We start from the raw sequence: 11,781 nt of genomic DNA, 5'->3' as shown, positions 1-11,781 counted from the left end.
AAGGCATCCACATGCAGCTCCAGTTCGCCATGGACACCCTGACCACCGAAGCCGCCCTCGAACTCGCCGCAGCGGCCGCGCCCCACGTCGACGTCCTCGAGCTCGGCACGCCCCTGATCAAGAGCGCCGGCCTGTCCGCCGTCACCGCGATCAAGGAAGCCCACCCGGACAAGATCGTCTTCGCCGACCTCAAGACGATGGACGCCGGCGAGCTCGAGGCCGACATCGCGTTCTCGGCGGGTGCCGACCTCGTCACCGTCCTCGGTGTCGCCGGCGACTCGACGATCGTCGGCGCCGTCAAGGCCGCGAAGAAGCACGGCAAGGGCATCGTCGTCGACCTGATCGGCGTCCACGACAAGGCCGCCCGTGCCCGCGAGGTCGTCGCGCTCGGTGCCGAGTTCGTCGAGGTCCACGCCGGGCTCGACGAGCAGGCGGAAGAGGGCTTCACGTTCTCCACGCTGCTCGACGCCGGCAAGGAGTCGGGTGTGCCGTTCTCGATCGCCGGTGGCGTGAACGCGTCGTCCGTCGCCTCGGTACAGGAGGCCGGTGCCCGCATCGCCGTCGCCGGCAGCGCGATCTACAGCGCGTCGGACGTCGGCGCAGCAGCCGCCGAGATCCGCGCCGCGATCACCGCGTAGCGCCCGCGGCGCGATGGTGAGCAGAAATGGTCGAGTGCGCATCCCGCACCCGACCATTTCTGCTCACCGAGGGACCTCCGCCAGTACCGTCGAGGCGTGACGATCGAGCTGCGCCCTGCCCGAGGTCCGGAACGAGGTGCTGATGCGCCGTACGGTGGTCGCATGAACCGAGTACTGCGGTGGACCGCGTGGATCGTCGCCGTGCTGCTGGTGGTCGTGGTGGTGTTCCTCGTCTGGGCGCACATCGTCATGCAGGGCACCCGGAGCGCCGCGCTGCAGGTCTGGCGCGACGACCGCGTGTCGGTCCAGGACGCCGGTGACTCCGTGGTGATGACGCCGACGGGGCAGGCCGACGGCAAGGGCATCGTGTTCATCCCGGGTGCCAAGGTCGATCCGTACGCGTACATGGCGACCTTCCGGCAGGTGGTCGCGAACGGCACGACGGTCGTCATCACGAAGCCGACGCTCAACCTCGCGTTCTTCGACACCCGGCCGCTCTCGACCTTCGAGGCGCACGCGCCGGACGTCGCGACCTGGGCGGTCGGCGGGCACTCGCTGGGCGGGGTCCGCGCCTGCCAGCTCGCGCAGGACGCGGACGGCCTGCTGCTGCTCGGCAGCTACTGCGCGAACGACATCAGCACGTCGTACATCGACGTGCTGAGCGTCTCGGGCTCGCGTGACGGGCTCTCGACGCCGGACAAGGTCGACGCCGCCCGGCACCTGCTGCCGTCGACCGCGACGATGACCGAGGTCCAGGGCTCGAACCACGCCGACTTCGGCGCCTACGGGGACCAGCCGGGCGACCGTACGGCGACCATCAGCCGCGAGGCCGCCCGCGAGCAGATCTCCTCGGCGATCGAGGAGTGGGCGCGCGACCTGCCGCCGGCCCCTGGCCTGCGCTGACCGGGAGGCCCGTGGCGCGTCGCGTCAGCGGATGACGCCCGCCTCGTGGTCGCGTCCAGAGCGTCGCCCGGTGGTCCGGGCGACGAAGTACAGCACCACGCCGACGGCGAGCAGGATCGCCGAGTAGAGCCAGACCTGCCCGCTCTGCTGCGTGAGCAGCAGTACACACGACGCGACGCCGAGCACGGGGACGAACGTCCACACCCGGAAGTGGTCGTGGTCGACGCGGTCACGGCGCAGCACCAGGACGGCGACGTTCGTGCTGATGAAGACGAAGAGCAGCAGGAGCACGACGGTCTCGGCCAGGACCCCCACGTCGCCGACCAGGGTGAGGAGCATCGCGACGACGGTGGTCGCCACGATGGCGGTCCACGGGGTCTTCCGGTTCGGCAGCACCTTGGCCAACAGCGCGGGCAACAGACGCTGCTCCGCCATGCCGTAGGTCACCCGGCTCGACATGATCATGGTGAGCAGGGCGCCGTTCGCGACGGCGACCAGGGCGATGAGGCTGAAGACCCAGTCCGGGATCGGGACCCCGCTCGCCGACACCACGGCGAGGAGCGGCCCGGTCGAGTCCGACAGTTCGGACGCCGGCAACGCGATCGAGCTGGCGAGCCCGACGAGGACGTAGACGACGCCCGCGGTGGCGAGGGCTCCGAACAAGGCCTTCGGGTAGACCCGGCTCGGCTCGCGGGCCTCCTCCGCGACGTTCGCCGAGGTCTCGAAGCCGACGAACGAGTAGTAGGCGACGATCGCCGCGCTCAGGGTCGCGAGGGCGGGGTTCGCCTCGGCGGGGAACTCGCCGATGCGGGAGACGTCGCCACCTCCGCCGCCGAGCATCACGGCGACGACCACGATGACGATGACGAGGCCGGAGACCTCGATGACGGTCATCACGACGTTGCTCTTCAGCGAGTCCGAGATGCCGCGGGCGTTCAGGCAGGCGATCAGCGCGAGGAACACGATCGCGGTCGGGACGGGTGGCAGGTCGACGAACGTGCCGAGGTAGTCGCCGGCGAACGCGAGTGACAGCCCCGCGGCGCTCGTGACCCCCGCCGCGAGCATGCTGAAGCCGACCAGGAACGACACGATGGGCGTCCTGTAGGCGCGCTCGGCGAACACCGCAGCACCGCCGGCCTTCGGGTACTTCGTCACGAGCTCCGCGTACGAGCCCGCGGTGAGCAGAGCCAGCAGCAGCGCGAGCAGGAGCGGCGCCCAGAGCGCACCGCCCACGTCCTTCGACAGGGTGCCCATCAGGGCGTAGATCCCGGCGCCGAGGACGTCGCCGAGGATGAACAGGTACAGGAGCGGCCCGGTGATGGCCTGCCTGAGCTTGGATCCGGCACCGTCGTGCTGGGGCGCCGCGGTGTCGCTGGTCATGGTGGAGCCTTCCGTCCGGACCAGCGTGTCGACCGTCGGCTCAGGGAGTTCACAGGCCGCCGGGCGCGGTTGAACACCCGTGCTGGAGCGGTCCTAGACTCGACGAGAGCAACGTCCACGAACCCGGTTCCCTGAAGGGCTGCAGATGACGACGCCGACCCGGCGCACACCCGCGCGACTCGCGGACACGCGAGCGCTCCTGTTCGACCTGGACGGTGTCCTCACCCCCACCGCCGACGTGCACATGCGCGCCTGGAGCCGGCTCTTCACGCCGTACCTCGAGGCGCACGGGGTCGCGCCGTACACGCAGGCCGACTACTTCGCGTACATCGACGGCAAGCCGCGGTACGACGGCGTGCGGTCGCTCCTCGAGTCACGGGGCATCGACCTGCCGCAGGGCACCCCGGACGACGGCCCGGACGACGACACCGTGTGTGGTCTCGGCAACCGGAAGAACGCCGAGTTCACCGCCGAGCTCGACGAGCACGGCGTCGAGCCGTACCCCGGCTCGCTCCGGTTCCTCACCGCCGCGATCGACGCCGGCTTCCACGTCGCGGTCGTCTCGAGTTCCGCGAACGCCGTCTCGGTGCTGCGGACCGCCGGCATCCTCGACCGGTTCACCGTCGTGGTCGACGGGCTCGTCGCCCGCCAGGACGGCCTCGCCGGCAAGCCCGCTCCCGACACCTACCTGGACGCCGCCGGGCGCTTCGGACTGACCGCCGCCGAGTGCGTCGTGGTCGAGGACGCCACCAGTGGTGTCGAAGCCGGCCGGAACGGGGCCTTCGGGCTCGTCGTCGGGGTCGACCGCGGAGCGGGCGCCGATGCGCTGCGTGAACACGGTGCCGACGTCGTCGTGACGGACCTCGCCGACCTGGTCGCTGACCTTCCCCACGCGATCACCAGCACGACGTAGCCAGCGCGCCGGAGGCGAGCCGCGCCTCCCGGTCGAACCGACGTCCCCACGCCACCCTCCCTTCCCACGGAGCACCATGAACCCCATCACCTCGGACCCGCTCGACCGCGTCCGGTACCCGATCGACGAGTGGGCACTCGTCGAGACCGAGTACACCCCCGACCAGCAGGGCGTCGCCGAGACGAACTTCGCCGTCGGCAACGGGTACCTCGGCCTGCGCGGCAACCTCGACGAGGGCCGTGGCGGCGTGCAGTACGGCACGTACATCAACGGGTTCCACGAGACCTGGCCGATCCGGCACGCCGAAGACGCCTTCGGGTTCGCCAAGACCGGCCAGACGATCATCAACGCGCCCGACGCCAAGGTGATCCGCCTGTACGTCGACGACGAACCCCTGGTGCTGGCCGAGGCCGACATCCTCCGCCACACGCGGCGCCTCGAGTTCCGCGGCGGCTACCTGTTCCGCGAGACCGAGTGGTCGACGCCGTCCGGCAAGCGCGTGCTCATCCGGTCCCGCCGCCTGGTGTCGTTCACCGATCGACACCTCGCCGTCATCGACTACGAGGTCACCGTGCTCGACGCGGACGCCTCGATCCTGCTGTCCAGCCAGATCCTCAACCGCCAGGACGTGCAGGACGAGTACCACGCGGGGATGCGGGCAGCCGCGAACGCCTTCGACCCGCGCAAGGCCGAGGCCTTCACCGACCGGGTGCTCGAACCGAAGCTCAAGCGCAGCACCGGCGCCCGTTCCCTGCTCGGGTACCAGGCGTCGAGCTCCGGCATGACGATCTGCGTCGGTGTGGAACACCACCTCGAGACGGAGAACAGCTGGGACGAGTCGTCGTCGATCGACGACGACCTGGCGAAGCACGTCTACCGCGTCCAGGCGCGCGCCGGGCAGCCGATCCGACTCGTCAAGCACGTGGTGTACCACACCTCCCGCGGTGTCCCGGTGCGCGAACTCGCCGACCGCTGCGACCGCACGCTCGACCGGGCGCACGCCGAGAACATCGACGAGACGTTCGAGAAGCAGCGCGTCTGGCTCGACGACTACTGGGCCCGGAGCGACGTCGAGATCGCCGGGCAGCCGGAGATCCAGCAGGCGGTCCGGTGGAACCTGTTCATGCTCGCGCAGGCCACGGCCCGCACCGACGGGCACGGCATCGCCGCCAAGGGCGTCACCGGCTCCGGCTACGGCGGGCACTACTTCTGGGACATGGAGATCTACGTCCTGCCGTTCCTGTCGTACACGGCGCCGATCGTCGCCCGGAACGCGCTGCGGTTCCGCTACAACATGCTCGACGCCGCACGCTCGCGGGCACGCGAGCTGAACCAGCGGGGGCCCTGTTCCCCTGGCGAACGATCAACGGTGAGGAGTCGAGCGCGTACTACGCCGCCGGCACCGCGCAGTACCACATCGACGCCGACATCGCCCATGCCTTGATGCAGTACGTGCGGGCCTCCGGTGACACCGAGTTCCTCAAGCGCGGGGCGATCGACGTGCTCGTCGAGACCGCTCGGCTGTGGGCGGACCTCGGCTTCTGGCGCTCCAACGGCGACAAGAAGTTCCACATCGACGGCGTCACCGGACCCGACGAGTACACGACCGTCGTCGACGACAACCTCTACACGAACGTCATGGCGCGGGCGAACCTGTGGTTCGCGGTCAACGCGTGCCGCGAACTCGCGGCCGACGACGTCGAAGAGTACGACCGGATGATCCGGCGCACCGGTCTGCGCCCCGACGAGCTCGTCGAGTGGGAGCACGCCGCCGAGTCGATGGAGATCCCCTTCGACCCGCACCGTGGTATCCACCCGCAGGACGCCCAGTTCCTCGACAAGGAACTCTGGGACCTCGAGAACACCCCCGAGTCCAAGCGCCCGCTGCTGCTGCACTACCACCCGCTGGTCATCTACCGGTTCCAGGTGCTCAAGCAGGCCGACGTCGTGCTCGCGCTGTTCCTGCAGGGGCACGAGTTCACCGCGGCCGAGAAGCGCCGCGACTTCGACTACTACGACGCGCTCACCACGGGCGACTCGACGCTGTCGGCGGTCGTGCAGTCGATCATGGCGGCCGAGGTCGGCTACCACGACCTCGCCGACCAGTACTTCCAGACGGCGCTCTACGTCGACCTGGCCGACCTGCACGGCAACACCTCGGACGGCGTGCACATCGCGTCGACCGGTGGCATCTGGGGTGCGCTCGTCAACGGGTTCGGCGGCATGCGCGACCACGGCGGCCGGATGACGTTCAACCCGCGACTGCCGCGGCACTGGGACTCGCTGACCTACCGACTGACCGTGCGCGGGTCGCGGGTCCGGGTCGACCTCGGGCAGGACGCCATGACCTTCACGGTCGAGACGGGTTCGGGCTTCACCGCCTGGGTGCACAACCAGCAGTGGGACATCGAGGCCGGCGAGCCGACCGTGGTCCCGCTCCCGCACCAGGGGCCGCGGATGTCCGGGCACGCACCGACCACGAGCGACATCCAGGGCACGCTCCGCGCCGACGGCTCCGTGATCACGGCGTCGATCCCGACGATCTCGCTCCAGCGCGACTTCGACGTGGACGAGACGACCGCGTAGGGCGTCACGTCGGCTGTCGGCTGTCGGCTGTCGGCTGTCGGCAGGGGCCAGCTCGACCCGGTCAGCTCGCGACGAGCTCGACCTTGAAGCGTTCGGTGTCCTCCAAGAAGGCTGCACGGTGGTCCGGTCCGCCGGCGAACGGGTGCCGGTCCTCGTACAGGCGGGTCCACCCGTGCCTCGGCGCGTCCGACCACAGCTGCTCGACCTGCTCGGCATCGCCGGCGTGGAACGCAAGGTGGCTCAGACCGGGCCGTCGACGGTCGTGCGTGCCGTCGAGCGGCGCGGTCTCGAGCACGACGTAGACGTCACCGAGTCGCCAGCTCCGGCCCGCAGGCCACGCCTGGAACGGCGTGTACCCGAGCTCGCCGAGCAGCCAGCCCCACGCGCTGCTCGCCGTGTCGAGGTGGGCGGTGCGGAGCTCGACGTGGTGCAGGGCGCCTCGGGTCACAGGAGCTTCCGGAGCGTGTTCGTGTTGCGCGTCGTGGTCGTGCGCTTGAAGCGTGCTGCTCCGGCCCGCTTCGCGAACACGGTGTCCGTGCTCGACCCCTTCGGGCAGGACCAGTACACGACCCCGTCACCCCGGGCGACCTGCTCCACGGCGGCGTCGAGCGTGAGGTCGGCGAGCAGCGCGTCGAGGGCGTCGTCGTCGGAGCCGAACACCACGTAGTCGTGCCGATCGTCGGCCCGGTCGAACGGGAACCGTTCGACGATGCCTTCGAGGTCGTCGTGCGGGACGAGCACGATCCACGCGTCGTAGCCGAAGCGCTCGCGGAGCGCCTGTTCGATCGTGGCCTTCAGGGTCGGCGCATCGGCGTCCGCGCCGAACACCACGTTGCCGGACGCGAGCACCGTGCGGACGTCGTCGAAGCCGAGTCCGCGGAGCAGTTCCGCGAGGTCGGCGTTCTTGATCGTGATGCCGTTGACGTTCACTCCGCGCAGCAGCGCGATCCACTTCGCCATGCCGGAACCGTAGCGCGGTGGCGGCGGTCCCAGTCGATCAACTACACAAGAAGCATTGCGCAAGAGTTCTTGTGCATCTATTCTCAGAGCATGACCGTGCGCAGACTCGACGACGCCGCCCACATGCGCGCCCTCGCCCACCCGACCCGACTGCGGATCGTCGGGCTCCTGCGATCCGGTGGACCGCAGACCGCCGCGATGCTCGGCGACGAGATCGACGAGGCACCCGGCACGATCAGCTACCACTGCAAGCGTCTGGCCGACGCGGACTTCATCGAGCCGGCGCCGGAGCTCGGCTCCGACCGGCGGGAGCGGTGGTGGCGTGCCACTGCGGACCACACGTCGTGGGACCTCGCCGATGCGCTCGACGACCCGGAACGCATGCTCGCCACGACGGCACTCGACCACACCGTCGCCGATGCGTACGCGGCCGAGTACGGGCGGTTCATCGACCAGGCGCCCGTGCTCGGCCGCGAGTGGGTCGCGGCGTCGACCAGTTCCGACGAGGTGCTGCGACTGACCGCCGACGAACTCACCGGCCTCGGCGCCGAACTGCGTGCCGTCGTCGAGCGATGGACGGCCGTGAGCGACGCGCACACACCGGGCGACGGGTCGGAGCGCGTCATCGCCGTCACCCAGAGCTACCGGATGGGGCGACCGTGAACGCCCGGGCACGGTTGCGTGCACTGCTCGTGCTCCAGGTCGTCTCGCGGACCGGCAACGTCGTCACGACCGTGGCCGTGCCCTTCGCCGTGCTGGCCCGGGGTGGCTCGGCGACGGACGTCGGGATCGCCGCCTTCGCCGCGACGGTGCCCATCGTCCTCGGCGGCCCGTTCGGCGGGGCGCTCGTCGAGCGGGTCGGGTTCGTCCGTTCGAGCGTGACGTCGGACCTCGTCAGCGGTGCGACCCTGCTGGCGATGCCGGTCCTCGCCTGGACGGTGGGTCTGCCGTTCTGGGCGCTCCTGGCGCTCGTGTTCGTGAGCGGCCTCTTCGACCTGCCCGGGGAGTCCGCACGCCGGGTTCTGCTCCCGGGCCTCGCACGATCGGCCGGCGTGCCGCTGGAGCGCGCGGTCGGTCACTTCGAGGCGTCCCAGCGACTCTCGGTGCTCATCGGTGCACCGCTCGGCGGGGTGCTCGTCGCCGCCGCGGGACCGATGGCAGCGCTCGTCTGCACCGCGGTGGCGTTCGGCACCGCAGCCCTGCTCGCTGCGGTGCTCGTCCGGCCAGCGGACGACGGCGCAGCGGCCGTGAGCGCTGACGCGGCTCCGACCAGCGGGTACTGGCGGGACATCGCCGAGGGCTTCCGGTTCTGCGTCCGCGACCCGTTCTTCCGGCTCGTGATCGCCCTCGTGCTGATCACGAACCTGCTCGACGCGGCCCGATCGACGACGTTGCTCCCGCTCTACGCCGCCGACACCCTCGGTGGGGCGCAGGCGCTGGGCTTCGTGACGGGGACCTTCGGGGGTGCGGCGTTCCTCGGGTCGGTGGCCTTCGGGTACGTCGCACACCGCGTGCCCCGTCGGATCACGTTCGTCGTGTGCTTCGTGCTCGCGGGTGGGCCCTCGCTCCTGGTGCCGGCGCTCGGCCTCGGGCTGCCGTGGATGCTCGCGGCTTCGGCGGTGTCGGGCCTCGCCGCCGGGTCACTCAACCCGATCCTCGGAGCCGTCGAGCTCGAGCGCATCCCGGAGCACATGCGCGCTCGGGTGTTCGGGCTGCTCGGAGCCGGGTCGTGGGCGGGGATCCCGCTCGGCGGACTGCTCGCTGGGTTCGCGGCCGAGGGTGTCGGTGTGCAGGCGACGTTCGGGGCGGTCGTCGTGCTCTACACCGTCGTGACGCTCGCGCCGCTGACGGGTGGCGCCTGGCGTCTCATGGAACGACCGGCTCCGGAGCGGGCGCCGGTCGACCACGTGACGACGTAGTCCGCATCCGGGGCGGCGCTCACGTCCACGTCCGCGCGACGCCCCAGCCGCTGCCCTCGGGCACGATGTCGACCACCAGCGTGTCCCCGTCGTCGGCCGTGGCCTGGAACCGCCAGCCGACCGTGCGCTCGGGGGCGTGGGTGATTGCGGTCGGCAGTTCGGCCCGCGTCACGGTCAGACGGGTCGGGGTGTCGCTCACCCGCCAACGGCGCCCGCCCCAGACCAGCCGGCTCGGTGCGCCCTCGGACCACCACACCGTGGCAGCCGTCTCCGTGATCATCATCGGGCCTCCTCGTTCGAACGTGTGTTCGAATGCTAGGTCGCCGGGCGAAACCCCGCAAGCGCTCGCCGACGTGACGGCGGGTCGCGGACGAGACCGTCCGCGGTCGCAGACGCCCTCGTGTAGACGGGGAGCATGACGAACGATGATCACGGCCCCGACGCACAGCACCAGGTCCCAGAGGGAGTGTCAGAGGCCACGGTCGAGGCGCTCGGCACACTGTCGGCCGCGGTCGAGGTCATCGAGCACGCCCGCGGCCTGCTCTACGGCTTCCACCGTCTGACGGGCACCGCCGACCTGAACCTCGGCGAAGCCGTCGAGCAGCTCCGGAAGGCGGGCCACACCGAACTGGCCGACCGCGTCGACACGGAGCTCGTGGGCCGCAACGTCATCGCCGGCCGCTGGACGTTCCAGGTCGTCGAGGACTACGACGACGGGTACTACGCCCTGGCGAAGGAACTCGAGCGCACTGCGCGGGACGAGCTCGTGCAGGGGCGCCGCCACCTGTTCGAGGCGGGCATGAAGGAGGACCGGCGGTCCGGCGGTCGACGTCACCACGAGGCGACGCCGAGCGACCTGCCGGACTGAGCACGGGCCTCCCGGCCGAGCGTCGGCACTCTCCGCACGACGGAATCGGCTCGCACCACGGAATTCCGTGGCGCGAGCCGATTTCGGTTGTGCGGGAGGCAAGCGCACCGTAGAAGCGGACCGCGCGCGGTCCGCCCGGCCTCAGCCGACGCCGAGCAGCGCCTCGAGTGGCCCCCGCGCGAAGTACAGCAGGAAGCCCGCAGCGACGACGTAGAGCAGCCACGACACCTCGCGACCCCGGCCGGACAGCAGCTTGATGAGGACCCAGCTGATGAAGCCCACGCCGATGCCGTTCGCGATCGAGTAGGTGAGCGGCATGACGACGATCGTCAGGAACGCGGGCAGGGCCGACCCGAAGTCCGTCCAGGAGATGTCTGCCACCTGCGCCACCATCAGGGCGCCGACGACGACGAGCCCGGCAGCGGCGACCTCGAGCGGCACGACCTGTGTGAGCGGGGTGAGGAACATCGACGCCAGGAACAGCAGGCCGGTGACGACCGACGCCATGCCGGTGCGTGCGCCCTCGCCGATGCCGGCGGCGGAGTCGATGAAGACGGTGTTCGACGACACCGAGGCGCCGCCGCCGGCGATCGCGCCGACGCCCTCGACGACGAGCGCCGACTTCAGGCGGGGAACGTGCCGTCGGGCTTCGCGACGCCGGCGGCCTTCGCCAGGCCGGTCATGGTGCCCATCGCGTCGAAGAAGTTCGTGAACACGAGGGTGAAGACGAGCATCGACGCGGCCAACGGCCCGATGCGGCTGAACGCGCCGAACAGGTCGGCGTGGCCGACGAGCGAGAGGTCGGGGAACGCGAACAGCGCGCTCGGCAGACCGGGGGCGTTGAGGTTCCAGCCGGTCTTCGAGTCGACCGACGTCGGCACCTGGAAGATCGCCTGCAGGATGATCGCGATGATCGTCGTGGCGACGATCCCGATGAGCAGGGCGCCCTTGACCTTGCGGGCCATGAGCGTGCCGATGATGACGAGGCCGATCAGGAACACGATGGTCGGCAGGGCGCCGACGGAGCCGTCCTCACCGAGCTGCAGTGGCGGCGACGCGAGCCCGGACGAGCGCACGAAGCCCGAGTCGACGAGGCCGATGAAGGCGATGAACAGGCCGATGCCGACGGTGATCGCGGCCTTCAGCTGCGCCGGGACGGCTGTGAAGATCATCGTCCGGATCCCCGTCAACGCCAGGATCACGATGATCACGCCGTTGATGACGACGAGTCCCATCGCCTCGGCCCAGGTGACCTGCTGCACGACGCTGACGGCCAGGAACGAGTTGATCCCGAGGCCCGCGGCGATGCCGAACGGCAGGTTCGCGATGACGCCCATGGCGATCGTCATCAGGCCGGCGACGAGGCCGGTCGCGGCGGCGACCTGCGCGTTCTCGAGCCAGCCGCCGGAGACGTCCTTGGCGGCCTGGTCGGCGCTGAACCCGCCGAGGATCAGCGGGTTGAGGATGACGATGTACGCCATCGTCACGAACGAGACGACTCCGCCTCGCACCTCGCGCGGGATCGTGGATCCGCGCTTCGTGATGGAGAAGTATCGATCGAGGCCGGTCGCGAAGCGGTTCCGGGGTGGGGTGTCGGTCTGCGGGGCGCTCACC

The 11,781-nt window shown here is 70.4% G+C and carries 10 protein-coding genes and 2 pseudogenes; 7 read left to right on the top strand and 5 right to left on the bottom strand.

Features of this window, described 5'->3' with window-relative positions:
• Nucleotides 1-11: 11 nt before the first annotated feature.
• Together hxlA and JN350_RS01960 are read left to right on the top strand one after the other, a co-directional pair.
• Nucleotides 12-638 carry a 3-hexulose-6-phosphate synthase gene (hxlA, locus tag JN350_RS01965; RefSeq protein WP_205463367.1) on the top strand — a complete coding sequence of 209 codons (627 nt, stop codon included), beginning with the start codon at nt 12-14 and terminating at the stop codon, nt 636-638.
• 162 nt (nt 639-800) lie between these two features.
• Nucleotides 801-1,541, top strand: coding sequence for an alpha/beta hydrolase (locus tag JN350_RS01960; RefSeq protein WP_205463366.1), 741 nt, complete (start codon nt 801-803; stop codon nt 1,539-1,541).
• A gap of 24 nt (nt 1,542-1,565) precedes the next feature.
• On the opposite strand, the gene JN350_RS01955 is transcribed toward JN350_RS01960, so the two are convergent.
• Nucleotides 1,566-2,921, bottom strand: a complete 1,356-nt coding sequence (locus JN350_RS01955; RefSeq protein WP_205463365.1) for an APC family permease — start codon at nt 2,919-2,921, stop codon at nt 1,566-1,568.
• Between the two features lie 145 nt (nt 2,922-3,066).
• On the opposite strand from JN350_RS01955, the gene JN350_RS01950 reads away from it, so the two are divergent.
• Together JN350_RS01950 and JN350_RS01945 are read left to right on the top strand one after the other, a co-directional pair.
• On the top strand, nt 3,067-3,834 hold the full coding sequence (locus JN350_RS01950; RefSeq protein WP_205463364.1) for an HAD family hydrolase: 768 nt from the start codon (nt 3,067-3,069) through the stop codon (nt 3,832-3,834).
• 76 nt (nt 3,835-3,910) lie between these two features.
• Nucleotides 3,911-6,420, top strand: a pseudogene (locus JN350_RS01945) (glycoside hydrolase family 65 protein).
• Between the two features lie 61 nt (nt 6,421-6,481).
• Here the strand turns inward: JN350_RS01945 and JN350_RS01940 are convergent.
• The gene (locus JN350_RS01940) at nt 6,482-6,868 is read right to left on the bottom strand and encodes a VOC family protein (RefSeq protein ID WP_205463363.1); all 387 of its coding nucleotides are present in this window, start codon (nt 6,866-6,868) and stop codon (nt 6,482-6,484) included.
• Nucleotides 6,865-7,380 (bottom strand): DUF1697 domain-containing protein, encoded by a 516-nt coding sequence (locus JN350_RS01935; RefSeq protein ID WP_205463362.1) that lies wholly within the window; start codon nt 7,378-7,380, stop codon nt 6,865-6,867. The genes JN350_RS01940 and JN350_RS01935 overlap by 4 nt, the downstream gene beginning before the upstream one ends.
• Nucleotides 7,381-7,470: 90 nt before the next feature.
• Between JN350_RS01935 and JN350_RS01930 the strand changes: the two genes are divergently transcribed.
• Nucleotides 7,471-8,043 (top strand): ArsR/SmtB family transcription factor, encoded by a 573-nt coding sequence (locus tag JN350_RS01930; protein ID WP_205463361.1) that lies wholly within the window; start codon nt 7,471-7,473, stop codon nt 8,041-8,043.
• Entirely contained in the window at nt 8,040-9,299 is a 1,260-nt protein-coding gene (locus JN350_RS01925) for an MFS transporter (protein WP_240347478.1), read from the top strand. Before JN350_RS01930 ends, JN350_RS01925 begins: the two co-directional genes overlap by 4 nt.
• Nucleotides 9,300-9,318: 19 nt before the next feature.
• Here the strand turns inward: JN350_RS01925 and JN350_RS01920 are convergent, their stop codons facing one another.
• Entirely contained in the window at nt 9,319-9,582 is a 264-nt protein-coding gene (locus tag JN350_RS01920; RefSeq protein ID WP_111083527.1) for a hypothetical protein, read from the bottom strand.
• 132 nt (nt 9,583-9,714) lie between these two features.
• Between JN350_RS01920 and JN350_RS01915 the strand changes: the two genes are divergently transcribed.
• The gene (locus tag JN350_RS01915; RefSeq protein ID WP_205463359.1) at nt 9,715-10,167 is read left to right on the top strand and encodes a hypothetical protein; all 453 of its coding nucleotides are present in this window, start codon (nt 9,715-9,717) and stop codon (nt 10,165-10,167) included.
• Between the two features lie 141 nt (nt 10,168-10,308).
• Here the strand turns inward: JN350_RS01915 and JN350_RS01910 are convergent.
• Nucleotides 10,309-11,780: pseudogene (locus JN350_RS01910) on the bottom strand (NCS2 family permease).
• Between the last annotated feature and the right edge of the window lies 1 nt (nt 11,781).

The organism is Curtobacterium sp. 24E2 (genome assembly GCF_016925595.1).
Taxonomy (GTDB): domain Bacteria; phylum Actinomycetota; class Actinomycetes; order Actinomycetales; family Microbacteriaceae; genus Curtobacterium.
Note: the sequence above shows the minus strand (reverse complement) of the source record. Positions and strands in the feature narration are given on the sequence as shown.